This is a genomic window from Pedobacter sp. B4419, assembly GCF_059693725.1.
The window spans coordinates 2,254,573-2,279,732 of sequence record NZ_JCASSL010000002.1 but is presented as its reverse complement, the minus strand read 5'-3'; the positions used below and the strand labels follow the sequence as shown (position 1 = coordinate 2,279,732).

Here is a 25,160-nt window from a genome sequence, read left to right as displayed (position 1 = left end):
AATTAATTTTGAGCGTTGGTTGATTTGGCGGCACCACTTTGTGAAGTAGTAATGGCATAAGCCAGTTCTTCCCAGGTATTGTCGAGTTGTTTTAAGATTTCGCGACCTTCTGGGGTGAGCACATAATACTTGCGTGGCGGACCAGAAGTAGACTCAACCCAGTTGTAGCCCAACAATCCGTTATTTTTTAATCGGGTAAGCAAGGGATATAATGTTCCCTCAACCACCAACAGCTTAGCCTGTTTCAGTTCGGCGATAATATCGGAGGCATAAATCTCTCCTCTCGATATAATTAAAAGCACACAGTATTCGAGTATGCCTTTTCGCATTTGGGTTTGCGTATTTTCTGCTATCATAATACAAAGATATATGCTTTGTATAGTATTATGCAATACATAGTACTATAAATATTTTTAACTAATACATAACTAACTGATTTATAGTCTTTTAATTTTTACGTTTTTCTTTGATTATTTCAAAATTTTAATTAAACAGAAGAATTTTATTGGTTATTGGATAGTTAAAACTTTAAAATTTTGACGCTTATCACTAGGCTCTTGTTGATGTTTTTCACCAACAAGCTGTTTCCCCTTTTGATCAGATGGTATCTTTTGGAGCGCAGTGAAAGTGAGACACCAAGCGCTTGTTGGTGTTCTTCACCAACAAGTATTTTTCTTTTTGATCAGATGGTTTTTTGAAGCGCAGTGACAGTGAGACATTTTTAAGCCAGTCTGGCTTTCAACTGTATCTTTTTTGCCTCTCGGCAAAAAAGGATGCCGCTCCAATCCCGGCTATTCATTTCGGCTAATGCAATTATCATCGTTACAGAAAACGCTGTTCCCTAAACCCGATTGACAGCGCTAATTTTGAGTAAAGCGAAAAGCTTTAACAAAAAGCCGATCAAAATTAAATACTGCGCACCTTAATATCTCTGCGTCATATCCAAATATTATTTTAAGACTACCATTTTAGTAGTATTTATTTTTATACCTTTGCAGCCTCAAACCGAATCAGCATGTTCAAAAAATCAATAGCCTCTATCAAGGCAGAAGTAGCCGAAAGCTCGGAGGCATCACTCAAAAGGAGCCTTGGCCCTTTTCAGCTTGTTTTGATTGGCATCGGCCTTACCTTAGGTGCAGGCCTATTTTCAATTACTGGACTCGCAGCAGCCAATTATGCTGGGCCTGCCGTAACCCTCTCTTTTGTAATTGCTGCATTGGGTTGTGGATTTGCGGCTTTATGCTATGCCGAGTTTGCCTCCATGATTCCTGTTGCCGGAAGCGCCTACACCTATGCCTACGCTACCATGGGCGAATGGTTTGCCTGGATCATTGGCTGGGACCTGGTGCTCGAATATTCGGTTGGCTGTGCTACTGTTGCCATCAGCTGGTCACAGTATTTGGTTAAATTTTTAGCTTCCTATCATATCTACCTGCCTGCACAGTTTACCTTATCGCCATTTGAAACGGCCAAGCTCAGCGACGGTACCATTGTACACGGCTGGGTTAATCTGCCTGCCGCATTGGTGGTTATATTAATGACCCTGGTAGTGATTAGAGGCGCAAAAGGCTCTGCAGTGGTGAATGCGATTATCGTATTTTTAAAAGTAGGCGTGGTATTGGTTTTTATCGCCTTGGGCTGGAATTATATCAATCCTGCCAACTATCACCCCTATATTCCGCAAAACACAGGCGAATTTGGTCACTTTGGCTGGAGCGGTGTTTTACGCGCTGCAGGCTTAGTCTTTTTTGTATTCATTGGTTTTGATGCCGTAGCGGCTTCTGCCCAGGAAACCAAAAATCCCAAACGCGATTTGCCTATTGGCATTATCGGCTCCTTATTGGCTTGCACCGTTCTTTTTGGGCTTTTCGGACATGTAATGACTGGCTTGGCCAATTACAAGGAATTTGCTAACAGCGGCGCGCCTGTTGCCATTGCCATCGAAAAAACACCTTACTCATGGTTGAGCCAGGCTATTATTTTAGCGATATTAATCGGCTATACCTCGGTAATTCTGGTCGATTTAATGGCACAATCGAGGATGTTCTACGCCATCAGCAAAGACGGATTATTGCCAAAAGCCTTTTCCAAATTGCATTCCAAATTTAAAACGCCTTACCAGTCGAACATTTTATTGTGCCTCTTTATTGCCTTGTTTGCTGCTTTTGTACCCTTAAACGTAGTGGGCGAAATGACAAGTATCGGTACGCTCCTCGCCTTTTTAATGGTATGTGCAGGTATTTTGATTTTGCGGAAAACCAATCCTGATGCCGAAAGGCCATTCAAAGTGCCTTTGGTACCTTTAGTTCCTATTTTGGGCATCTTGGTTTGCTTGGCCATGATGGCTTTTATGCCTTGGGAAACCTGGCTGAGGTTAATTGTTTGGCTGGCTATCGGTATGGTGATTTACCTGCTATATGGAAAAAAGAACAGCTTGCTAAGGAAATCGTTTAAAAAATAGTACAGCCTGAATAGGGTTTAAAGCAAGATTTATAAAATAAGAAAGCGATTTTTGGGTTCAAAATCAGACTTATCCACATTTTAACAACCTGTAGCGCTGTGGCTTAAGTTTTGTTGGGCTTAATTTGTTCCCCTAATCCGTTGACTTATGATCATCAAACTTCAACTTCCGACCTCAGCAACAGCTACTAGACAGCATCGTTCAAAAACTGTTCAAACGCTTACCCGTAAGGATAGGATTAAAGCAGATCGTATATTTATTACGGTGATTTATCTTTTGGGCATCATTGGCGCTATCGTATTTGCATAAGCAGCTTTGGCTTGCAATTTCTTAAAGATTGCTTCATCAATCGTTCTTCGCAATGGCGATGAATCAAACACTATAGCAATTGAACAATAACTTTTTGTTCAATCCTAATTATTTACAACAACAAGGTATCAATCCGGTGGGCCTGTACCATATTTAAGGTTGGCGACCAGCTGAAAATGGTAAAATGTCCATCTTGTGACGCTACCAAAGCCAATGCATTGCGTTGATCGTAAATAAATTGGGCAGCAGAGAGATGTCTTGTCCCCCCAATTTTAGCCGGATGAACGGTTACGGCGTCGCCACCAGCAATAGGCTCTGAATAGGAAAGCTCTTGGATGTGGCCACTGCTATTGGCCCTGCCTGTTTTGGCACCGAAAGCCAACAATTCGTAATCATCACTTATAATTGTTGCACCATCTACGGCAGTTAAACCTGCCAAATGGTCTATTTCTCTTTTTAAGGCACTTTGCCAAAAGATTTCGCTGGCATTCCTGTCCTTATTGGTCAAATCGGCCAAGCCTCTGTACGAAGGTTTTAACGAATAACCGATGGGATGGATAACTGATTGCTCCCACTCACTTGTTCCTGCAGGCACCACCAATATGGCTCCACCTCGTGCATGGGCACGCATGGAAACGGCCAACTGGATCAGGATATTGGCGGCATCGTTCCAATAAGAATGCGCCGTTAAGTCGAGCAGCGATAAAAGCATGGTCGGACAATCGGCAACCGTAGCGCTTTTCTCTTCTACCACTTTAATTTGATCGCCTTTGAGCACGGCTACATTCGTGTACTTGCCAAAGCCATAGATCCGACGGTGCTTGATCACCAACAATCCAGGCTCCGATACATCTACAACAAAACAATAGTTTGGAATATTAAGCGTGGTGCCCCAAATATGCAGGCTATAGCCATCGTGCCATACGCCGATGTGAATTCCGCTTCGCTCTACCCCGGGCGCCATTTTGGTTAAAATATTCGCATTTAAGGGCAGATTTTGATGAAACAACAAGGGCTTGCTAGCTTGTTCGGGCGGTAAAAAAGCAATAGAAATTTTTGGCGAGTGTCCCTCCTCCTTGCGCAGGCTCGACCAAAAAGCCGCATCTAATATGGCTTCGATCACCCGTGCAGGAGGCTGTGGCGCCAAATCAACTTCTCCCTTCGCATTGGCTTCGGCCAAGTGCTTAGCGAAATGTGCCTCTATTTGTGGGGCGACCAATTTTGCGGCCTGATATGTTGCTCTATTTACCATGCTACTAAGTTAAGTGTTTTAGTTTTGGATTTTTAGCCTATAAAAGTTGAGCAAAAGTAAATTTCTCTTGAGCTGATGGTTAATAGCTGATAGTCTATGGTTGATAGTTTGGATGGTTAATTGTTTAACTGATATATTTTAAATGGTTGATTATTGATAGTCCATAGTTGATAGTCCATAGCCAAATGTATAACCAAATTGCTTAATTGCTCAAATACCCACAACATAACAACACTAAGCATTGGCTACAAAAGGTAACTTTCCGCTAGCAAATCATTCTTAATTTCTTTCTTATCCTACATCAAGAAGTTTGAGCTTGGCCTGCCTTAACTTTGTATCAATAAGTTTTAACAATTATGGCACAAACAGTATTGCACAAAGCCAACACCCGAGGGGTGGCAGATCATGGCTGGTTAAAAAGTTATCAGAGTTTCAGTTTCGCTGGATACTATAACCCTGAACGAATCAATTTCGGCGCCTTACGCGTATTGAATGATGATATCGTAACCGGAGGCATGGGTTTCGGCGAGCATCCGCACGACAACATGGAGATTATTTCTATTCCGCTTGAAGGAGAGCTGCAACATAAAGATAGCATGGGCAATGTGGCCACCATCAAATCTGGCGAAATCCAGGTAATGAGTGCGGGAACCGGAATTTATCACTCTGAGTACAATCCAGATGCAAGCCATCCTGCCAAATTTTTACAGATCTGGCTTTTTCCAAACAAAAGGAATGTAACCCCAAGGTATGACCAGATTGTGTTGGATCAAACCGGGGGCAAGAATGAATTTGTTCAGATCTTATCGCCAGATGCAGCTGATGCCGGTGTATGGATTTATCAAAATGCCTGGTTTAACCTCGCAACTTTTGAAGCCGGAAACAGCAAGGCCTATGAAATGCATGGAAAAGGAAACGGATTATACGTTTTCGTACTAGAAGGAGAATTAGAAGTGGAAGGTCAAAAATTAGAAACAAGAGACGGTTTCGGTGTTTGGGATACCGAAGCAGTTAATATAAAAGCTACTGGAGAAGCTAAATTCTTGTTAATGGAAGTTCCGATGGAATTCTAATTGGAAATCCAAAATCGGGAGTCTTAAAAAAGATTCCCGATTTTTGTTTTTAACGATTTCCCATTCCCCTCCCTGAAGGGATGTCCAAAAGGCGGGATGGGTTAATATTTAGCACTCAATAACAATCGAAAAATGGAAGCCATTGAAATATTAGTGATTGGAACAAACGAACCGATTATGCAGACCATTGCCAGGCTGATTAACCAAAAGGAAGAATGGCAAGCTAAATTGGCCTATTCTACGGAAGAAGCTTTAAATCTATGTCTGCAAGAAAGCATTAAGCTTGTGCTCATTGGCGCCGGCATAGCCGATGAAGAAGCCGACAGTTTGAAGCTAGAACTTGCCAAGAAAAGGCCTTCATTACCTATAGTGAAGCATTATGGTGGCGGGAGCGGTTTATTGTTTGCAGAGATTTATCAGGGCTTAGAGGCTTGATGACTATGAACTAAGGATCTTCATCAGGCTAAGCAAATACACTGTTCCAAAAACGCCCAATTGATACCAAAATATACGTTTCAAGTTTGAAGCATCCCATTTAAATGCTTTAGCAAACAATCGGCTGATTAAAAAAGTTAGCCATGCAAACATCAGCGCCAGAACGATAATCACTGCGCCTTGTTTGATGATTGCACTTGAAAGGCTTTGTGCCTGTGCAGCACCTCCACCCAACAACAAACTAAAATACAGGATACAAATGATGCCCATCATCATCGCATTGATAAGGAGCAGCAGCACACCATAGGTTATTTTTTTAGCGATCATCAAAAACTGTTTAGGATTACATTACCTTTAATTCCAAAAACACCAAAAGGCAGCCCAAGGTTAATGTAGCTGTTCTGAGAGTGAGCTGGATCGGATTCATGACGACGGGTTTTTTAATTTCTGGTCAATCATTCAAATACAAAACCATAAAGAACTGTTAAGTAAGCAAGTATAAAGAAGCCTAACTGGTACCAGAATATTTCGTTAGGGGTGGATTTGCCCCATTTAAAAGGCGTTGCATAAATCATGCTTATTAAAAAAGTAAATTCGGCACACATACAACTCCATACCGTAGCCAGTAATCCATGCATAACGAGAAATGGAAAGCTTGAGATCCGATTGGCGCTTTCTGCATTACCCAAACACAAAGCCAAAAACAGAAAGCCAATGATGGTTAAGCCTACTATATTGATGATTGACACCCATATGTAATAGGCAATCTTATCTAATTCTACTCGGATAGCTTTGTTCATGAAGCAATACAGTTGTTTAACCCATTAATTCCCAAAACACCAAAAGGCAGCCTTCCAAAATATTTTATTGTCGGAGAGATCAACAAACGAAAAAGTTCAATTTCCCCCCTGCCCCCCAAATAAGGAAGAATTAATTTCCGAGATAAAACTATTTTTCGCACTGACAGTTTTTCATCCGGCTCCCCAAAATATCTTCCATTTCCCCTCTTACATTTTCCAATATCTGCCAATTGACCTTCCCCAAAAACCACCAATTTTCAAATATTTTACATAAATCAAACACATCGGCACAAAACTTGTTAGGTAGATGAAAACTATTTATAAAAAATTAAATATAGAATTATGAAAAAATTACTTTTTACTTTAATTGCAGGCGCAGCACTTTTAACAACGGGTTTAAATGCCCAGGCACAAACCTATAAAACCGGTGCAGGTTTAGGCATCGATTTTGGTAATGGCGCTACAATGGTTGGTCCTTCGATTAAACACTTCTTCAACCAAAATAGTGCAATTGAAGGTGATGTTTTATTTGGTGGAAGTTCTACTTTGATCCAAGCATTTTATCAATACAATGCTCCTATTAAAGGCGCATCAGGCTTACAATGGTATTTAGGTGGTGGTCCCGGCATCAATTTGTATGATGGTGGTTCTACTTTCATGATCCGTCCGATGGTAGGTTTGGATTATAGAATTTCTGGCGCACCGATTGGTTTTAACTTCGATTGGAGACCAGCTTTACAATTTTATGATGGCGGTAACGATTTCGAAGCTGCAAGATTTGGCTTAGGTATCAAATACATCTTCAAATAAGAAACTTACTTAAAGAAAAAAGCCCCGAACATATTGCTCGGGGCTTTTTTTATGGTTTATCAATTGAACCGTCTGCTAAATGACGATCGGGGGAAAACTGTCTATATTCCCATCCATTTTTTACGAACAGCCAATTGTTGAGGCGTTGCATCTTCTTTTAAGGTAGTTTTAAACCTAACAGCGTCGTTCGAAGTTAAGGTTACGGTTAAGTCTTGTTTTAAACCATCTCTTACAATGCTCACTTTTACCGTTTCGCCCACTTTTTTGCTTGAGATCTGTGTCATTCGCTCTACCAAGGCTTCTGCTGGAACATCGTCAATCGAAACAATTTCATCGTTTACGTTTACGCCGCCATTCCATGCACCAGAACCACGGGCTACGCCGCTTACAATTACTTTTCCAGTAGCTCTGCTGGTGGTTGCGCCAAAATAAGGAATGCTTTTGCCTTCATTTTCGTTAACAATGTCGATACCTGCATAACCGAAGTATTTGGCGTATTCAACTTCATCGGTACCATTAACATATTTGGCCCAGAAATTAGTAAAATTCATACCGCTGATTTTCTCTACCATCGCCTTGAATTCAGCATCGGTATAACCGCGTTTTAGGGTTTTGCATTGCAGGTACATGGCTTTCATCACATCATCCAAGCTTTTCGCGCCTTTTGTAGCATTGGCAATTTCCAAATCCATTAGCAGACCTACTACCTCGCCTTTGCTATAATAAGAAACAAAAGTATTTCTAGAGTTTTCGTTCGGGCGGTAGGCACCATTGATCCAAGCATCAAAGCTCGATGCTGATGCTGACATAATTTTAGCTCCCGGTGTATTCATTACCGTACCCAATGCACCGGCTAAACCAGTTACAAAACCATCAGGTTGCGAAAAGCCTGCCCTTAACATGAATTTATTTTCATAGTAAGAAGTAAATCCTTCGGCAACCCATAAATTGGTGGTATAATTTTCATTGTCGTAATCGAATGGACCTAAAGCAATAGGACGCAATCTCTTTACGTTCCACAAGTGGTGGTATTCATGTGCAACCAAGCCCAAGAAACCATTGTAGCCTCTTGGTGAGCCATACGCATTGCGCGATGCACCTAAAACCGTAGAGTTCAAATGCTCTAAACCGCCTCCGCCTTGTGCGTAGTTGTGTACGATAAATGTATAATGCTTGTTAGGGTTTTCGCCATAAACTGCAGTAGCCTGTTCTACGATTTTAGCCATATCGACTTTTAGACGGTCTTTATCGTAATTGCCACCGCCATACATCGCTACTTCATGTCTTACACCAGCGGCATTAAATTCGAATACATCCTGGTTACCCACTTCAATCGGGCTATCATATAAAATATCAAAATCAGATGCGGTATAGGTAAATTTTTGACCAGCAACCGGCTCTAAGCCAGTGCTTACCTTGTCCCATTTGCCGAAAGGCACAATCTTAACCGTACTTGGCGTTTTGATCATCCCGGCAGGGTACATAAAAATATTTGCCGAAGAAAGGAAGGCATGTGAAGCATCGATAAATGCCGTACGCACCGAAATTTCGAATGCATAAACCCTATAATTGATTTTAACCGCATTAGCCTTGGTATTGAAAATTCGCCAGGTATTTTTGGTTACTTTTTCTACTTTAACGGCTTTTCCATTGGCTGTAGCACCAAAACTCTCTACGCTTTTGGCAAATTCACGCACCAAATAAGAACCTGGAGTCCACACGGGCATTTTCACGTCAACATAGCTTTTGGCGGCAATGCCCGACATGTTCATTTCTACTTCTGCATAGTGTGCCTGTGGCTCTTTGAAGCTCACTTCAAAGTTTATTTTTACTTGTGATTTGGCTGCCATAGTAATTGATAGGAGTATGACTAATCCGAAAATTGATTTATTCATTGGTTTAAATTAGTTGGAATTGAAACTTTAAGGGCAAATTTAAAATTTCTTAGTTTTTAAAGATATATATTTATGTAATAAGCTGTAACATACTTAGTACATCAAATGATAAGAAAAACAAATAAATATTTTTGTACGTTAACTCAAGTATCACAACACACAAATGAAAATTAGGTACATTATTTACGCACTCTTGGCTATAGGCTTAGCCTATTTAGTTTATTATAGAATTTCTGAAAACAAGAAAATCGAATCCGATGGCGGCGCCAAAGGCGGTGGTGGCGGAGGCAAGGGCGCAAAAGGAGGCAAAGGTGGCCCAGCATTAGCCGTAGAAGGCGTTGTGGTGCAAACCGCCAAGTTCGACAACGATCTCGAAATTACCGGAAGCATAGACCCTAACGAGTCGGTAGTATTGCGAAGCGAAGTTTCTGGCCTGGTAACCGGCATTTATTTTAAGGAAGGTACCAACGTAAGCAAAGGTGCCGTTCTGGTAAAAATCAACGACAGAGATATTCAGGCACAGCTTAGAGATGCCCTCACCAAAGAAAAGCTTTCGTCTACCAACGAGAACAGGGCCAAGCAGCTATTGGCTAAAGGAGCCATCAGCCAAGAAGAATACGATACTTCATTGGCCGATCTGCAATCATTAAAAGCACAAACCCAATTGATCAGGGCACAATTAGCCAAGACTTCAATTTTGGCACCATTTAGTGGCAAGATCGGTTTACGCTCCATTTCGGTGGGCGAATACTTAACCCCATCAACCACGATTGCCAATCTCGTAAGCATCAATCCGGTAAAGATCACTTTCTCGATCCCTGAAAAATATGCTGGCCAAATCAACCAAAACGCAAGCATTGATTTCCATATAGATGGCTCGCACCAGACTTTTAAAGCTAAAATATTTGCTTTGGAGCCAGGCATTAACCAACAAACCCGCACTTTGCAGATCAGGGCTTTGGCACCAAACGCCGATGGCAAATTGTTGCCGGGTTCTTTTGCCAAGGTAAAACTGGCTTTGTCTACCATTAACGATGCCATTTTAATACCGAGCGAAGCAATTATTCCGGTACTGAACGGCAAAACCGTTTACATCAGCAAAAACGGACTGGCGCAACAGGTAAAAGTTGAAGCCGGCAACCGTACGGCCGAAAGCGTATTGATTACCTCTGGCCTGAGCGTAGGCGATACCGTATTGACCACTGGCGCCATGGCACTTAAACCTAAATCTCCCGTAAAAGTTAAACTGGTAAAAGCTAAGCCATGAGTATTTCGACCACCAGTATCAAACGTCCGGTTCTTGCCATTGTAATGAACCTGGTCATTATCCTATTTGGGGTAATCGGTTATAACTTTTTGGGTGTGCGCGAGTATCCTTCTATCGATCCGGCCATTGTTTCGGTGCGTACCTCTTATCCAGGTGCCAACTCAGACATTATCGAATCGCAGATTACCGAGCCCCTAGAAAAATCCATCAACTCTATCGACGGGATCCGCAATATTTCTTCATCCAGTAACCAGGGAACGAGTAATATCACCATTGAGTTTAACCTCGACAAAAATATAGACGAAGCCGCGAATGATGTGCGCGACAAGGTGTCGCAGGCGGCAAGGAGTTTGCCTAAAGACATTGATGGTTTGCCAACCGTGAGCAAGGCCGATGCCAACTCTGATGCGATCATTTCGATGACCATTCAGAGCGATAAACGTGGCGTAACAGACCTGAGCGATTTTGCAGAGAACGTAATTGCCGACCGGATCCAAACCATACCAGGCGTAAGTAGCGTGCAAATTCAAGGTCAGCGTAAATATGCCATGCGTCTTCGCATCGATCCGAACAAACTGGCTTCTTATGGCCTTACCTCGCAAGATATCGTAACGGCATTAGACCGTGAAAACGTAGAGTTGCCTTCAGGAAAACTTACCGGTGCCACTACCGAACTGATTGTAAAAACATTGGGCAAACTCACTACAGCCGATGAATTTAACAACCTGATCCTTTCTAGCGACAGCAACAACGTAGTAAAGCTGCAGGATGTGGCCTTTGCCGAATTGGGTTCTGAAAACGAGGAAACCGTTTTGCGCGAATCGGGCAAGCCCATGGTGGCCATCGGAATTATTCCGCAACCAGGCGCAAACTACCTCGACATCAGTAAAGAATTCTATAAACGTTTTGACAAATTGGAGCAAGACGTACCTCAAGACATCAAGCTTAAAGTAGCGCTAGATACTACCCTATTTATCAAGCGCTCGGTAACAGAGGTGGCCGAAACCATTTTACTGTCGTTGGTTTTGGTAATCTTGATCATTTACCTGTTTTTTAGGGATTGGGCCATCGCCTTTAGGCCATTGATCGATATTCCGGTATCGTTGATTGCCACCTTTTTTATCATGTACATTTTTGGCTTCTCCATTAACGTATTAACGCTTTTGGCTATTGTACTGGCAACGGGTTTGGTGGTTGATGATGGTATCGTGGTAACCGAAAACATCTTTAAAAAGGTGGAGGAAGGTTTATCGCCAATTGAAGCGGCGATTAAAGGTTCTAACGAGATTTTCTTTGCGGTAATTTCCATCTCCATTACATTGGCGGCGGTATTCTTGCCGGTAATTTTCTTGCAGGGATTTGTGGGCCGGCTCTTTCGAGAGTTCGGGGTGGTGATTGGCGCAGCCGTATTGATTTCGGCCTTCGTATCCTTAACCCTAACCCCGATGCTGAATGCCTATTTAATGAAAAAAGGTGGCCACACGCCATCCAGGTTCTACAATTTTACAGAGCCCTATTTTGTTAAATTGAACGAAAGCTATAAGGATAACCTCAACAAATTTTTGAATAAGCGATGGCTTTCTATTCCGCTGATCTTGATTTGTATGGGCCTCATTTTCCTTTTCTGGAAACTGTTGCCAAAAGAAACAGCGCCTTATGATGATAGAAGTGCCATTAACCTGAACGTAACTACGCCAGAGGGTGCTTCATTTGCCTATACCGATAAGTTTATGTCTAAGCTGAGTACGATGATTATCGACTCGGTGCCAGAAAAGAATGTGTTGATTACCATTACTTCTCCTGGCTTTGGTGGAGCAGGCGCTACCAACTCGGGTTTCTTCCGCATGGGCTTAACCGATCCCGAAACCAGGGATAGAACCCAGAAAGACATTGCAGACAAGCTGACCAAAATCACCAAAAAATATACCGAAGGCAAAGTAACCGTAACCCAGCAACCTACTATTTCGGTTGGCCGTAGGGGCGGATTGCCGATCAGTTATATTATTCAGGCACAGAATTTTGAAAAGCTACGCGAGAAAGTGCCTCTATTTATGGACGAAGTTTCTAAAGATCCTACTTTTACCACTTCAGACATCAACCTTAAATTTAATAAGCCCGAAATTGATCTATCAATCAATAGAGACAAGGCTAAAAACCTAGGTGTTTCCATTGTAGATATTGCCCAGGCTTTGCAGCTTGGCTTAAGCGGACAGCGTTTCTCGTATTTCTTTATGAACGGCAAACAGTATCAGGTAATTGGCCAGTTTGATGTGAGCGATCGTAAGGAACCCTTAGATTTGAGTTCGGTTTATGTACGAAACGATAAGGGTCAATTGATCCAGCTCGACAACTTGGTCACCACTAAGGAAGAAAGCAGCCCACCACAATTGTACAGGAACAACCGTTTTATTGCAGCAACGGTTTCGGCAGGTCTTTCGCCAGGCAAAAGTATTGGCGATGGTATTGCGGCCATGGACAGGATTGCGGCCAAAGTATTGGATGAGAGTTTCTCTACCGATTTGAGTGGAGAATCAAGGGATTTTCAAGAAAGTTCTTCAAACACACTTTTCGCCTTTGGTTTAGCCTTGTTATTGGTTTACCTGATCCTTTCTGCACAGTTCGAAAGCTTTAAAGATCCGATCATTATTATCCTTACCGTTCCGATGGCGGTAGCCGGTGCGTTCTTATCACTATGGCTGTGTGGCCAAAGCTGGAACATCTTCAGTCAGATCGGTACCATCATGTTAATTGGTTTGGTAACCAAAAACGGTATTTTGATCGTAGAGTTTGCCAACCAGCTGAAAGAGCAAGGCAAATCGGTACATGATGCCATTAGAGAAGCTGCCGTTTCGAGGCTGAGGCCAATCTTAATGACCAGTATGGCCATTGCCATTGGTGCCTTGCCTATTGCCATGGCTCTAGGTGCGGCCGCGAAAAGTAGGATGAGTATGGGTACCGTAATTATTGGTGGTACTTTGTTCTCTTTGGTGCTAACCTTGTTCGTTATTCCGGCTATTTACTCTTACTGGTCTAAAGAGCACAAAGAAAACACAGAATTAAAAGAATCTTTAAACGCAGCATTGGCCGACGAAGGGCAGGACAAAAAATAATGAGAAAGATGAAATTAAAGTATTTTATATTTTTTATCGTTGGCTGTTTGGCAGGCATAAGCAATCTTGCGTTTGCACAGGAGAAATTAACCCTCCAAGATGCAATTGCCACGGCCTTAAAAAACAATTACGATATTAAACTGATCAATAATGATGCGGTGATTGCCAAGAACAATGCCAATGTAGGCAATGCAGGCATGTTGCCTAGCGCATCAGGTACCTTTAGCACAGGCGGCAGCAGACAAAACACTGTCCAAACCCAATCAACTGGTACGCAAAGAGTAACCGATGGTGCCAAAAGCACCAACATGTCTTACGGCGTTGGACTAGATTGGACCATTTTTGATGGCTTCAAGATGTTTGCCAATTACGACAGACTTAAAGCCTTAGAGCAACAGGGACAGGTAAATGCCAAGGCACAAATCTTAACCACCATTTCAGACGTAATTACAGCTTATTACAACATTGTAAAACAGCAACAATTGGTAGTCGCTTCAGATAGCGCACTTGATATTTCTAACCTTAGGCTCACCATTGCCAACAACAAATTGGAAATTGGCCGTGGCTCTAAATTAGATGTGCTTGCTGCCAAGGTAGATTACAATGCCGATACTTCGACCTACCTGCAGCAAAAAAACCAATTGGCTACTTTCATGGTCACCCTTAACCAATTAATGGCCAGAGAGGTGGATGCCAAGTTTACGGTAGAGGATGACATCAACATCGACAACAACCTCAACTTTACTGATCTGGCTGGCCAAATGCAGCAACTTAACCCTTATTTGCAAAGTGCCATGCTGAGCAAAAAAGTTGCCGAATTAAACCTGAAGCAGGTAAAAGGCGATCGCTACCCGCAGGTGAGCCTGAACAGTGGCTACGAGTTTTCGCGAAGCACCACGCCTACAGGCTTTAATACCAAATTTAGGGCCAATGGACTAACCTATGGACTAACGGCAAGCGTGAATATCTTTAACGGCTTTTTACAACGTCAAAACGAACGCAATGCGAAGGTAGAAATCAGTTCGGCCAGTCTTTCCTTAGATAAAGTAAAACAGGATATTTCGGCGCAATTGACCAGTGCCTACCAGAACTACAGTACCTTTTTAGAATTGGTTAAGCTAGAGCGCAGAAACGTAGATATTGCCAATCAGAATCTAGATATCACGCTTGAAAAATACAGGTTGGGAAGCATTGCACCATTGGAGCTGAGAGAAGCACAAAGAAATGCAATAGATGCCAATAGTCGCTACATTGACGTACAATATCAGGCTAAACTGGCAGAAATTGCGCTAAAAGAGATCAGCGGCACCTTAAATATTCAATAAATTGCTATTTTTAGTGCATGATTTTAGTTGCAGATAGTGGTTCGTCTAAAACAGACTGGATGGCTTATAGTCCAAATCAGATCTTGTCTTTTAGTACGCAAGGCATTAATCCTTATTTTGTGAATGCGCATGATGTTGTAAAAATCCTGTCTAAAAACAAGGATATTTCGGCTTATGCCACTTCGATTAAAGAGGTTTACTTCTTTGGTTCGGGCTGTTCATCGCCTGATAAACATGAGATTATTTCTAATGGACTGTCTGCATTCTTTACCAAAGCTTTTATTAGTGTAGACCACGACCTGATCGGTTCGGCTTATGCTACTTGTGGCGATAAGAAAGGCTTGACCTGTATTTTAGGCACGGGTTCTAATATTTCGTATTACGATGGCGTAAACGTACATGATGGCAAGCATGGACTGGGCTATGTGCTGGGCGATGAAGGCTCGGGTACTTATTTTGGCAAAAAAGTATTGCTTTCCTATTTGTATGGCGTTATGCCTGCCGAATTGCGCGAAGCCTTTGTCAAAGCTTATGAGATCAACAAAGACATTATAATCGAGAATATTTACCAAAAGCCTTTCCCTAATTCATACTTGGCTACTTTTAGCCGTTTCATGAAAACACATCAGTCGCATCCTTTTATCCAACAAATTTTGCATGATGGCTTTCAGGAATTTATCGATACCAATGTAAAAGACTACAAATCGTATCGGAGCCTGGAATGTAATTTTGTGGGTTCTATTGCTTTTTATTACCAAGATGAGTTAAGGGCTACTTTTGCGGAGAACAACATTAAAGTAGGCAAGGTATTGCAAAAACCGATAGAAGGCATCTTCGAATATATCCTGAAAAGAGAGGGGATTACGCTTCAGACAAGCTAATTAGGTCATTGGCCATTGGTTCATTAGTCATTAGTTTATTGGTCATTGACTGGTTGGTTGATTAGAGGGTTAGCTTATTGCAAACTGAAAATCGCCAACTAAGAGTCCATTCAAATAGCTTGCTTCGCAAGCTTGCAACGACGAATTTTCACTATGTGCCTATGCGGTGCTTTTTAATTAGTTCAAATCATCCACCTCATAACTTTTCAAAATCCAATTCCCTTTGGCGTCCTGTTCGTAATTGGCCTTGTAGTTCGAGGCTGGCGGAATGGTAAAATGAAAACTGAATTGTTTAACCATCGGATCTTTTGGAATAAAATGATCCTTGATGGCGTTTGCAGTTGCTTCTATCAGTTCTTTTGAATTGGTTTTCATAGTTATTTGCTTGTAATGATCTGGCGTTCTTCAAATTCGCTTTCGTTGCCGGTACGATCTACAGCAGTCACGGCATAGGCGCTTAACGGCATTTGACCTCTCGGCCCTTTAATGGAGACTAAGATATCTAAAAATTCATCTTTACGGTTCAAGATTCTGTAGTTCCATTTATCGCCATATTTGAAATAAACTACCCACCTAAACACATCGCTTTTTTCGGGATGGCTCCATTTGAGTTGCCATAGCGAATCTTTTGCAGCAATGGTTACGATTGGTTTTTCTGGCGCTTTTTTATCCAGCCATTCACTTGGAGGAACCAATGCTTGCTTTTGATAAGGCCCATCTATCAAACCTTGCCTTAATTTTTCATGCTTCACCAAACCGGCCATGCTCCAATGCAAGGCGCCCTTGCTGCTGGGCACAATGCCTCGGGTAATCATGATCTGGTTTACAATTTCGTCTACGTTTTTATCGTCGCCACCTAGGCTGATGTTCATGCCCGGCCATAAATGTCTCCCTTTGGTATTCTCTGATTGCCACCAACCCAACAGTACCGGGAAACTTAATTTCTGTGCATTAACCGTCCAATAGAGTTGCGGACTGAAATAGTCAACCCAACCCTTGTTGAGCCAAAGTTTGGCATCTGCATAGAGCTTGTCGTATTGATCCATTCCTTCAATAGATTCGGGATAACCCGGGCGCCAAATACCGAAAGGACTGATACCAAACTTCACATATTTTTTCTCTGCCTTGATTTCTTTGTATACCTTTTCGATAAAGTTGTTTACGCTTTCCCTGCGCCAATCGCCACGGCTCAATTTGCCTCCGCTTTGCTGGTAGGCTGCCCAACTCTGCTCATCAGGAAAATCGGCACCGCCATTGTAAGAATCGTAGGGGTAAAAGTAATCGTCGAAATGGACACCATCGATGTCATAACGTTTTACAATGTCTTTTACCACGGCCAGAGAATGTTCTTGCACTTCTTTTTTAGAAGGATCCATCCAATATTGACCGTCTTTTAACTTCACCACCAAATCTGGCCTGGCCTTTACGATAGAAGTCGCGCTGGGCTCGCCACCCGATAAATGGTGGGCACGATATGGGTTAAGCCATACATGCAGCTCCAAGCCCCTATCATGCGCCGCCTCCACCCAAAATTGTAGCGGATCGTAATAAGGTTCTGGTGCTTTGCCCTGTGTACCGGTTAAGAAAAACGACCAAGGTTCCAGATCGCTTTTATACAATGCATCTGCTTGTGGCCTGATCTGCAAAATCGCTGCATTGAAATTCAATTTCTTAAGCAGATCCAGTAAAACGATGGCTTCTTGCTGCTGCTCGGCTGTACTCAAGCCTGGCTTACTTGGCCAGTTAATGTTGGCTACCGTGGCAATCCAGCCTGCCCTAAACTCTTGCATGGCTTTTGGAGGTCTGCTTAACGCTTCGTTGGGTGTGGTTTGAACTTGGCCATAGGCATTAAAGCTCAACAGGGCGACAAGGCATAAAATCGATTTCCTTAACATGATTGGGTAATGAAGGGTCTAAAACAAATTTGTCATTCTGAGGAGGAAGAATCTAGATGATGATTAAATAGATTCCTCGTTTCCTCGGAATGACAAATAGTGAAGTGTATTGAAAATTAGTTTACGCCACCTTTACGGGTTGCTTTCACTTGTGGAGGCCAAACGCCAGGCTTGCCTGTACGTTCGTTAACCGGCAAGGTAATTCTTTCGTTCGAAGTTTTTTCTGGGTCTTCGCAAGCCATGTATACCATAATCGCAGCTAAGATGGCATTGCTCCTGATTTCGTCGAATACCAATTTATCATAGCTATCGCGATTGGTGTGCCAAGTGTAGCTTCCATAATCCCAGCTGGTAGAACTTAGAGAGAAACCAGGTGCACCAACAGCTACAAAAGAAGCAAAATCTGAACCGCCACCACCTGGAGCACCAGGGAAGTTGGTTTTAATCTGATTTTTGATGGTATCAGGCACTTTATCCAACCATCTGGTTAAATAATCTTTGGCTTTAGCAAAACCTTGTCCCGATAGGTTAACCACACGCCCCGTTCCATTGTCTTGATTAAACAAAGCTTGTAGGTTATTTACGATTTCTGGATGGTCTTCTACAAAAGCCCTCGATCCGTTTAAGCCCTGCTCTTCGCTGCCCCAGTGGCCAACCAAGATGGTTCTCTTCGGATTTGGATAGAATTTCTTTAACAAACGCATTGCTTCCATCATCATAATGGTACCCGAACCATTATCGGTAGCACCACTGGCACCATCCCACGAATCGAAGTGGGCCGATAGCATCACATATTCGTTTGGTTTTTGCGAACCTTTAATTTCGGCAATGGTATTGAAGGTTGGAACCAAGCCCAATTCTTTAGATTCTGAAACAATGTTGAGCATTGGTTTTGAGCCATAGGTAGCCAAACGGTAAACCAAGCTGTAATCTTCTACCGATAAATCTACCGTAGGGATTTTAGTGGTATTGGCACCGAAAATCTTATCTACGCCCCAGCCTTGCGACCAGTTGTTAATGATGATCCCCGCAGCGCCCGCTTTTTCAATGGCTAAGGCCAGGTTTTTAGCGTTCAATCCGGTTTTGGCCAAACGGTCTCTCCAAGCTTTAGCGGCATCGTCTTTTTCTTTTTTGAATTTGGCATAAAGATCCTTAGTGGCAAATTCTTCCCAGTTTTTATCTGGACGACCAGAAACCGGGTTCATTGAAATCATCACCAATTTGCCTTTTACATTTGGCAACCAGTTTTGAAAAGCTACCGAATCAGCCACTTCTGGCAAGATAATGGCTTCTGCCTTAATGCCTTTGCCCGAAGTTGATGGACTCCAAGCCAATTGGGTGCCTTCTAAGGTTCTCACCCTTGGACTGATCAAGTCGATGTGGCTTACGCCTCTTTGCCAGCCGCGCCATTCGCCCCATTTTTCGTTTCTGGCCGTAATGCCCCAATCGCCATATTTTTTAACGGCCCAATCATTTGCCTGTTTCATTTGTGGACTGCCTACCAAGCGAGGTCCAACAATATCTAACAGCTCATGAGCCAATTTTTCTAGTTGTGAATTACTGTTTTCCTCCTTAACAATATTGTCGATAACAGGGTCTTTGCTGCTTTGTGCAAAACTTAAGCTGTTGCAGAATACACTGGCACCAATGACCAGTGCGGTGGCAAACCTTGCTGCAGGAAAGCCTTTGGGTTGTAGAGAAGTTTTCATTATCCTTAAATAGTTTAGTTAATACGGAAAGATAGAACTTTGGCCCGATTTTAACAAAAGCGATAAAGCCCCTGTGGCGATTAGGAAACGCCGAGGGGCTTGTTATCAAATAAGTTACAAAGTTAAGGCTCGTCATGCCGGATACGATCCGGCAAGAAAGATTCTCTTGTTCCTCCCCCTGCCCCCTCCAAAGGGGGACAAAATTGTTGCTAGAGAGATCCTGGATCAAGTCCAGAATGACGCGTGGTATGGATGACGGCGGAGGAACTGTCAACTGAAAACCGCGAACTTTTCAACCACTCATATAAGAGGAGGGGAATTGTTAAGCTCCCCTCATTACGCCAATCTGTTTACCCGTCCAATCTGGGAAAAGCACTTTATCGTTGTTGATGCCTAAGTGTTTATCGGCTACTTCACTAAATACAGCTCTAAAATCGGTGGTTACCGCCAAGTCTCTTCCGTCTTCGAGGTTTTCCTTAGCCAATGGATTTACAATACCATGCACCAAGCCACCATTTACACTATTGCCTAAGATGAAATTACAAGAGCCACGCCCGTGGTCGGTGCCACCAGTACCATTTTGGGCTACTGTACGGCCAAACTCGGTCATGGTCATTACGGTTACTTCGTCCTGATATTTAGTCATATCAGTCCAAAAAGCCATAATGCTACTGCTCAAATCGTTTACGTTGCGGGCAAAAATGCCTGTTTCTGTTCCTTGGTTAAAATGTGTATCCCAACCGCCAGATTCGGCAAATGCCACTTCCATCCCTACATCCATTTTAATGAGTTGCGCAATTTGCTTTAACGAATTGCCCAAAGCGGTATTGGGATAAACGGCATTGTACTCTGGCTTATAATTTTTGGTGTCGGTTTTTTTGAGCATTTTAATGGCCTCAAAACTTTCTTTGCCCGTATCTTTCAATAAGCCCGACGAAGTTTGATCATACAAATCTTCAAAGCTTTTAGAAGCTAAGTTGGCTCCTGCCTGATTGCCACGCAATTGGATATTAAAATCGGACAAGTTGCTAATGGCTACTGCCGGATTATCACCATAAAACGATCTCGGCAAAGAAGAAGTTAAGCTTACGCCCTGAAATGGAGTAGCCGCCTCGTGGCCCAACAGACCCACTGCGCGATTGAGCCAGCCAGTCTCAGTGCCTTTGTTGAAAGGTGTACCTGATTCCATGAAATCCTGCGCATCAAAATGTGAGCGGGTATTATTTGGCGAGCCGATTCCATGTACAATGCCAAGCCTTTTCTCGCGGAACATTTGCTCGAAAGTCGCCATAGAAGGATGCAAACCAAAACGGCCATCCAAATCAATTAAAGACTTGTTTTTTCCTCCTTGTGCAGCCGACATAAACAAGTTTGGCCTTGCAGCTTTTAGGTAATTATCGGTAAATGGGGTAACGGCCATTAAACCATCCATTGCACCTCTCTGGAAAATGCACACCATGATTTTGCGTTTTTTAAACAATCCAGGTGCTACAGTTCCGGCAACGGCATCGGCCAGAAAACCTGGGATACCGCCTAAGCTAATTCCAAATAAGGCTAATCCGCCAGCTTTGATAAATCCTCTTCTCGAAGTCATGATAAATGTTATTTGCGTTGAAATTCTGGTGATCCGATAATTACCCCTACTACTTGCGCCAACATAGAATTGCTTCCTGCCTGTTGGCCCGGTTTATTGTTAACTAAGGCTTTTTTGCCTTTGGATTTCATTTTATCCATGCCTTCTTCCATGATATTGGCATCTTCGTTGGCCATGGTATTCATTTGTTGCGGCGCTGCATTTTGGGCGGCTGCTTTGGCTACGCTGTTCTCCAAATCTGGATTGTTGAGCATAGGTTTTAGCCTCGAAATGGTTTCATCGAGCTTGCGTTCTGGCATCATCAGTTTACTGTAGATGGTTAGGGCAGCTTCGGCACTTTCGGGTTCATGGTTATTGTTGATAGACGCCAAACTAAAACTGATACCCGGAATTCGTTGCGAGGCCAAGGCCAAGCCAAAATTCATCCGGTTGAGCAAAGAGCCTGTATTGATCCAATATTGTCCACGATCTGGAAATCCAGTTGGCGCCTGATAATAATACATCTGCTGGCCCATTTTATTGATCCAAGTATACAATTGGTAAGGTTGGTTAATGGTGGCATCTAAACTTCGAACCGCGCTGATAGCCAATTCAAAAGGTGATTTTGTTTTTTCTCTCAGAGCATTGGCCGACCAAAATTCTGGTGAGCTGGCCATGGTTAGCAATACCTGTTTGATATCGCCTTTGCTGCTCGTAAATGTTTTGGCCATCTTGTCGATCAGGCTTTGTGGAGGGTTATCGCTCACAAAACGAATGGCGATCTTTTTGGAGATAAATTTAGCGGTTGAAGCATGATGAGCCAGCATTTCTAATAAAGCCACTCCTTCTTCGTACCCCCCACCCGCAGGAAATTTCTTGCCTAAAACTACTTTCTCGCCATTATCATGACGGTTCATGGCAAATAAGAAATCGCCTTCGTGTACAAAACCTTGTTGGCGTAATTTGTCATCGCCCACTCTTTCCATCAGTTTTTTGATGGGTGCGCCATAACCGTTCTCGCCCATCGGCGCCAAGGTCCAGCCGGTTAACACGCGGGCAGCTTGGGTTACATCGTTTTGGTTATAGCCACCATCAACGCCCAAAGTATGCAATTCCATTACTTCGCGGGCATAGTTTTCGTTAAGGCCTTGTTTTTTGTTTTTGTTATTGATCTTTGCTTTTTGCAGTTGGGCCTGTCTTTTACGGGCTTGCGCTTTACGGTTGCCTGTTGCCATCATTTCGTTGGCAGGCTCTTCCATAGGCGTTACGTTGTTGCCCATGCTGCTAAAATTATCGAGATACATCAACATGGCTGGCGATTTCGCTGTGGCCAACAACAAATTTTCGAAATGCCCAAATACGTTAGGACGGATCACATCACGCTCATAGGCGGGCACATAGGAAGCACATTGATTTTTGCTGAGCGATACATTGAAATGGTTGAACCAGAAATCGGTCATGAGTTCTCTTAACTGGTTTTGGCTATAGGTTGCTCTTAATATTTTTTGGTTGATAAACTGACGATACAGCTCTTGTTGAGGCCTGTAACCTTTATCTTGCATGTATTTGGCCAAGGTGGCACGGTATTCTTTTCTGTTGCCGTTGTTTACCGAATCTTTTGGAATATAGCCATCTCTCACGGCAAAACGCTGGATTTGGGCATTGCGCGGAAAGGTATTTTCTACTTCTGTATTGCTCAGGTTAATGGCATCAAATTTAGCGAGCATCGGATTGAGTGTTGCATCATCTTGTTTGCCATCCAGCTGTTGCTCCAGCCATTTTTCGAGACCCATTTTTACTACGGCATCAATATCGCCAGGTCTGGCACCGTAGCTGAACCTACTGAGCAAATGAGCCGCTGCCTGTTGTTCGGTTAAACCCGCCTGTTTATAGGGAAGTACAAATTTTTCTTTTCTATTGGCGTTAACGAAAGAAGAGAAAATAATGGCCAAGCTAAAAGCTAGCAAGCAAAAGTAAAAATGATGGATACGCTGTTTCATATTGTTGGGCGATTACAATGTTATGACAACAGAAAAACAAATAGGATTAATCAAAGCCTTTAAAAAACAAAAACTTAACATTGGGTTTTTACTTAACATTGGGATTATTCTAATAAAAAAGGAGCGCTGATGGCGCTCCTTTGAATTTATTTTGGGATGATTATTTTGATGAATACGTTTGGTGAAGAACACCAAACTTGAGCAGGTGAAGAACACCAAACGCTAACAATAGAAAAATTATTGAACCTGCTTAATACTAACAGCCGCCCCCCCTCCTTGTGCCAATTTAAGCTTTAGCACCGTGCCCGCCGTTACGGCTTGTGTACTGATCTGGTAAGCTTCTGGATTGGTTTTCCAATCGGCATTGGCCGCATCTGCATAAATGGTGGCTGTATATTTTTTGCCTTTTTCCAAGAAACTGAGGTTGATGGTAGCCGTTCTGCTTTGCTCGTCGGTTATTGCACCGATAAACCAGTTGGCACTGCCTTTTCCTTTTCTGGCGATGGTGATATAGTCGCCAGGCTCGGCTTCCAGTATTTGGGTATCATCCCAATCAACAGGTACTTCTTTGATAAACTGAAAAGCATCCAAATGGCTTTCGTAGTTTTCGGGCAGGTCTGCCGCCATTTGCAAAGGACTATAGAGCGTAACATACAAAGCCAACTGCTTGGCCAAAGTGGTATGCACCTGCCTATCTGGTGCTGCTGGGGCATAACCTTTTAATTTAAAAATGCCAGGTGTATAATCCATCGGACCACCCATTAAACGGGTAAAAGGCAATATGGTTTCATGTTCAGGCTGATTGCCATTGCTAAAAGCATTGTATTCATTACCTCTGCCTGCCTCACTAGCCAAGAAATTAGGAAAAGTACGATGTAAACCTGTGGGGCGCATGGCTTCGTGCACATCGATCATAACTTGATGTTCAGCTGCCTTTTGCGTTACACGGTTGAAATGATTAGTCATCCATTGCCCATCGTGATGTTCGCCACGCGGAATGATCTTGCCTACATAGCCCGTTTTAACTGCCGGATAATGGAACTTGTTCATGAACCTCAAAGCGGTATCCAAATACCTTTCGTAATTGGTAGCTGCTCCAGATGTTTCGTTATGCATGATCATTTTTACGCCTTTCGAAGCTGCATAATCATTAATTTCTTTGACATTAAAATCTGGATAAGGCGTTACAAAATCGAAAACATCTTCTTTCCAGTTGCCAAACCAGTCTTCCCAGCCGGTGTTCCAGCCTTCGACCAATACGCCATCTATTCCATTTTTAGAAGCAAAATCGATGTAGCGTTTTACGTTCTGCGTATTGGCACCATGCTTGCCATTTGGTACTAGCTTTCCGTCTTTATCTACTGAATTCATGTCGTTGGCCATGCTCCAGGTACTTTTGCCGATCTGCATTTCCCACCAAACACCTACAAATTTCATCGGTTTGATCCACGAAGTTTCTTTAATTACAGAGGGCGGATTAAGATTGAGGATGGTTTTAGAAGCCAAGATCTCAGTCGCTTTATCGCTCACTAAAATGGTCCGCCATGGGGTATTGAACGGTGCATGCAAGTAGGCTTTATTGCCCAAGGCATCGGGCACCAAGTTGGATGAAAGACCAAAGCTATTCCTGTTTACGTGCAACTGCATAGCCGGATAGTTAAGCAAAGCTGCTTCGTGGATATTGATGTACAAGCCATCAGTAGTTTTGAGCATCAATGGGGTTTGCACCGCATATTGGTCAGGCACTACACGAACGGCAATATCAGTGGCCGCTTTCTGCACGGCCCAGGCATCTACCTGGCTCAGGTTTGAAGTGGTATAGGCGTATTCGTTGGTATCGTAATCGCCAGGAATCCAAAATGCCTTATGGTCTCCCGTAAGGTTAAACTGGCTGAGCTCGTCGGTAACGATAAAATAATTTAAGTTGGGCTGTTTCGGAAATTCGTACCTGAAGGCTACCCCATCTGCAAAAACCCGAAATACGATATCCAATAAGCGACCAGGCTGCTGTTTTTGTTTCAGGTGCACCGTAAACTGTTCATAATTGTTACGAATGGTATTGACTTCGCCCCAAACGGGTTTCCAATTTTCGTCGCTTGACTGCTTATCTACACCTAAACTTTCGAAATTGGCATAGAAAGTACTATCGTCTTCGAGCTTAAAACCCAAATTCGAATCTTTGATAATGACTTTTTCCTTAAACTTAACCGAATAGGTCGGTTTTCCGTTGGCATCTAGCTTAAATGTAGCGCTCACCTTATCGAGTGTGGCCTTCACTTCGTTGGTTTGCTGTGCCAATACAGGTGGCACAAATAATAGGGATAATAAATAGAGATATACGCTCTTCATCAGTATACATGGTTTT

At 42.8% G+C, this 25,160-nt stretch carries 20 protein-coding genes; 9 read left to right on the top strand and 11 right to left on the bottom strand.

The window, feature by feature from the left end; translation table 11 throughout:
• Positions 1-2: 2 nt before the first annotated feature.
• The gene (locus AC570H_RS21345) at positions 3-356 is read right to left on the bottom strand and encodes a PadR family transcriptional regulator (RefSeq protein ID WP_497358753.1); all 354 of its coding nucleotides are present in this window, start codon (positions 354-356) and stop codon (positions 3-5) included.
• 659 nt (positions 357-1,015) lie between these two features.
• On the opposite strand from AC570H_RS21345, the gene AC570H_RS21340 reads away from it, so the two are divergent.
• Complete coding sequence (locus AC570H_RS21340; protein ID WP_497358751.1) at positions 1,016-2,461, top strand: amino acid permease; 1,446 nt, start codon at positions 1,016-1,018, stop codon at positions 2,459-2,461.
• A 147-nt stretch (positions 2,462-2,608) separates the two neighbouring features.
• Positions 2,609-2,770 (top strand): hypothetical protein, encoded by a 162-nt coding sequence (locus tag AC570H_RS21335; RefSeq protein WP_497358749.1) that lies wholly within the window; start codon positions 2,609-2,611, stop codon positions 2,768-2,770.
• Between the two features lie 112 nt (positions 2,771-2,882).
• Here the strand turns inward: AC570H_RS21335 and AC570H_RS21330 are convergent, their stop codons facing one another.
• A complete protein-coding gene (locus AC570H_RS21330) occupies positions 2,883-4,022 on the bottom strand; it encodes a putative sensor domain DACNV-containing protein (protein ID WP_497358747.1) in 1,140 nt (379 codons plus the stop codon).
• Between the two features lie 356 nt (positions 4,023-4,378).
• Here AC570H_RS21330 and AC570H_RS21325 point away from each other — a divergent pair, with 356 nt between their 5' ends.
• Positions 4,379-5,095, top strand: a complete 717-nt coding sequence (locus AC570H_RS21325; protein WP_497358745.1) for a pirin family protein — start codon at positions 4,379-4,381, stop codon at positions 5,093-5,095.
• A 132-nt stretch (positions 5,096-5,227) separates the two neighbouring features.
• A complete protein-coding gene (locus AC570H_RS21320; protein WP_497358743.1) occupies positions 5,228-5,530 on the top strand; it encodes a hypothetical protein in 303 nt (100 codons plus the stop codon).
• Positions 5,531-5,533: 3 nt separating this feature from the next.
• On the opposite strand, the gene AC570H_RS21315 is transcribed toward AC570H_RS21320, so the two are convergent.
• Both AC570H_RS21315 and AC570H_RS21310 read right to left on the bottom strand, forming a co-directional pair.
• Positions 5,534-5,857 (bottom strand): hypothetical protein, encoded by a 324-nt coding sequence (locus AC570H_RS21315; RefSeq protein ID WP_497358741.1) that lies wholly within the window; start codon positions 5,855-5,857, stop codon positions 5,534-5,536.
• 128 nt (positions 5,858-5,985) lie between these two features.
• The gene (locus AC570H_RS21310) at positions 5,986-6,330 is read right to left on the bottom strand and encodes a hypothetical protein (RefSeq protein WP_497358739.1); all 345 of its coding nucleotides are present in this window, start codon (positions 6,328-6,330) and stop codon (positions 5,986-5,988) included.
• A 342-nt stretch (positions 6,331-6,672) separates the two neighbouring features.
• Here AC570H_RS21310 and AC570H_RS21305 point away from each other — a divergent pair, with 342 nt between their 5' ends.
• Complete coding sequence (locus AC570H_RS21305) at positions 6,673-7,140, top strand: hypothetical protein (RefSeq protein ID WP_497358737.1); 468 nt, start codon at positions 6,673-6,675, stop codon at positions 7,138-7,140.
• Between the two features lie 101 nt (positions 7,141-7,241).
• Here AC570H_RS21305 and AC570H_RS21300 read toward each other — a convergent pair whose 3' ends face one another.
• Positions 7,242-8,990, bottom strand: coding sequence for a M61 family metallopeptidase (locus tag AC570H_RS21300; RefSeq protein WP_497358735.1), 1,749 nt, complete (start codon positions 8,988-8,990; stop codon positions 7,242-7,244).
• A gap of 208 nt (positions 8,991-9,198) precedes the next feature.
• Here AC570H_RS21300 and AC570H_RS21295 point away from each other — a divergent pair, with 208 nt between their 5' ends.
• From AC570H_RS21295 to AC570H_RS21280, 4 genes are read left to right on the top strand one after another with little or no spacing between them, the layout of a single operon-like run.
• A complete protein-coding gene (locus AC570H_RS21295; RefSeq protein WP_497358733.1) occupies positions 9,199-10,302 on the top strand; it encodes an efflux RND transporter periplasmic adaptor subunit in 1,104 nt (367 codons plus the stop codon).
• A complete protein-coding gene (locus tag AC570H_RS21290) occupies positions 10,299-13,412 on the top strand; it encodes an efflux RND transporter permease subunit (protein WP_497358731.1) in 3,114 nt (1,037 codons plus the stop codon). The genes AC570H_RS21295 and AC570H_RS21290 overlap by 4 nt, the downstream gene beginning before the upstream one ends.
• Positions 13,412-14,737, top strand: coding sequence for a TolC family protein (locus AC570H_RS21285; RefSeq protein WP_497358729.1), 1,326 nt, complete (start codon positions 13,412-13,414; stop codon positions 14,735-14,737). The genes AC570H_RS21290 and AC570H_RS21285 overlap by 1 nt, the downstream gene beginning before the upstream one ends.
• Before the next feature lie 17 nt (positions 14,738-14,754).
• Positions 14,755-15,618: an N-acetylglucosamine kinase gene (locus tag AC570H_RS21280; RefSeq protein ID WP_497358726.1), complete on the top strand. Its 864-nt coding sequence runs from the start codon at positions 14,755-14,757 to the stop codon at positions 15,616-15,618.
• 177 nt (positions 15,619-15,795) lie between these two features.
• Here the strand turns inward: AC570H_RS21280 and AC570H_RS21275 are convergent, their stop codons facing one another.
• The 6 genes from AC570H_RS21275 to AC570H_RS21250 all read right to left on the bottom strand — a co-directional run bounded on the left by AC570H_RS21275 (position 15,796) and on the right by AC570H_RS21250 (position 25,144).
• Positions 15,796-15,993 carry a hypothetical protein gene (locus AC570H_RS21275; RefSeq protein WP_497358724.1) on the bottom strand — a complete coding sequence of 66 codons (198 nt, stop codon included), beginning with the start codon at positions 15,991-15,993 and terminating at the stop codon, positions 15,796-15,798.
• A gap of 2 nt (positions 15,994-15,995) precedes the next feature.
• Positions 15,996-17,513 carry a glycoside hydrolase family 10-like protein gene (locus AC570H_RS21270; protein WP_497358721.1) on the bottom strand — a complete coding sequence of 506 codons (1,518 nt, stop codon included), beginning with the start codon at positions 17,511-17,513 and terminating at the stop codon, positions 15,996-15,998.
• Between the two features lie 116 nt (positions 17,514-17,629).
• On the bottom strand, positions 17,630-19,222 hold the full coding sequence (locus tag AC570H_RS21265) for a M20/M25/M40 family metallo-hydrolase (protein ID WP_497358719.1): 1,593 nt from the start codon (positions 19,220-19,222) through the stop codon (positions 17,630-17,632).
• Positions 19,223-19,544: 322 nt separating this feature from the next.
• On the bottom strand, positions 19,545-20,816 hold the full coding sequence (locus tag AC570H_RS21260) for a DUF1501 domain-containing protein (protein ID WP_497358717.1): 1,272 nt from the start codon (positions 20,814-20,816) through the stop codon (positions 19,545-19,547).
• A gap of 8 nt (positions 20,817-20,824) precedes the next feature.
• Positions 20,825-22,795 carry a DUF1800 domain-containing protein gene (locus AC570H_RS21255; RefSeq protein ID WP_497358715.1) on the bottom strand — a complete coding sequence of 657 codons (1,971 nt, stop codon included), beginning with the start codon at positions 22,793-22,795 and terminating at the stop codon, positions 20,825-20,827.
• Positions 22,796-23,032: 237 nt separating this feature from the next.
• Positions 23,033-25,144: a glycoside hydrolase family 97 protein gene (locus tag AC570H_RS21250; RefSeq protein ID WP_497358713.1), complete on the bottom strand. Its 2,112-nt coding sequence runs from the start codon at positions 25,142-25,144 to the stop codon at positions 23,033-23,035.
• Positions 25,145-25,160: the final 16 nt, after the last annotated feature.

Bases quoted from the DNA above. Each gene is read 5' to 3' on its own strand.
- AC570H_RS21345 (WP_497358753.1), bottom strand. From the start codon at position 356: ATGATAGCAGAAAATACGCAAACCCAAATGCGAAAAGGCATACTCGAA.
- AC570H_RS21340 (WP_497358751.1), top strand. From the start codon at position 1,016: ATGTTCAAAAAATCAATAGCCTCTATCAAGGCAGAAGTAGCCGAAAGC.
- AC570H_RS21335 (WP_497358749.1), top strand. From the start codon at position 2,609: ATGATCATCAAACTTCAACTTCCGACCTCAGCAACAGCTACTAGACAG.
- AC570H_RS21330 (WP_497358747.1), bottom strand. From the start codon at position 4,022: ATGGTAAATAGAGCAACATATCAGGCCGCAAAATTGGTCGCCCCACAA.
- AC570H_RS21325 (WP_497358745.1), top strand. From the start codon at position 4,379: ATGGCACAAACAGTATTGCACAAAGCCAACACCCGAGGGGTGGCAGAT.
- AC570H_RS21320 (WP_497358743.1), top strand. From the start codon at position 5,228: ATGGAAGCCATTGAAATATTAGTGATTGGAACAAACGAACCGATTATG.
- AC570H_RS21315 (WP_497358741.1), bottom strand. From the start codon at position 5,857: ATGATCGCTAAAAAAATAACCTATGGTGTGCTGCTGCTCCTTATCAAT.
- AC570H_RS21310 (WP_497358739.1), bottom strand. From the start codon at position 6,330: ATGAACAAAGCTATCCGAGTAGAATTAGATAAGATTGCCTATTACATA.
- AC570H_RS21305 (WP_497358737.1), top strand. From the start codon at position 6,673: ATGAAAAAATTACTTTTTACTTTAATTGCAGGCGCAGCACTTTTAACA.
- AC570H_RS21300 (WP_497358735.1), bottom strand. From the start codon at position 8,990: ATGGCAGCCAAATCACAAGTAAAAATAAACTTTGAAGTGAGCTTCAAA.
- AC570H_RS21295 (WP_497358733.1), top strand. From the start codon at position 9,199: ATGAAAATTAGGTACATTATTTACGCACTCTTGGCTATAGGCTTAGCC.
- AC570H_RS21290 (WP_497358731.1), top strand. From the start codon at position 10,299: ATGAGTATTTCGACCACCAGTATCAAACGTCCGGTTCTTGCCATTGTA.
- AC570H_RS21285 (WP_497358729.1), top strand. From the start codon at position 13,412: ATGAGAAAGATGAAATTAAAGTATTTTATATTTTTTATCGTTGGCTGT.
- AC570H_RS21280 (WP_497358726.1), top strand. From the start codon at position 14,755: ATGATTTTAGTTGCAGATAGTGGTTCGTCTAAAACAGACTGGATGGCT.
- AC570H_RS21275 (WP_497358724.1), bottom strand. From the start codon at position 15,993: ATGAAAACCAATTCAAAAGAACTGATAGAAGCAACTGCAAACGCCATC.
- AC570H_RS21270 (WP_497358721.1), bottom strand. From the start codon at position 17,513: ATGTTAAGGAAATCGATTTTATGCCTTGTCGCCCTGTTGAGCTTTAAT.
- AC570H_RS21265 (WP_497358719.1), bottom strand. From the start codon at position 19,222: ATGAAAACTTCTCTACAACCCAAAGGCTTTCCTGCAGCAAGGTTTGCC.
- AC570H_RS21260 (WP_497358717.1), bottom strand. From the start codon at position 20,816: ATGACTTCGAGAAGAGGATTTATCAAAGCTGGCGGATTAGCCTTATTT.
- AC570H_RS21255 (WP_497358715.1), bottom strand. From the start codon at position 22,795: ATGAAACAGCGTATCCATCATTTTTACTTTTGCTTGCTAGCTTTTAGC.
- AC570H_RS21250 (WP_497358713.1), bottom strand. From the start codon at position 25,144: ATGAAGAGCGTATATCTCTATTTATTATCCCTATTATTTGTGCCACCT.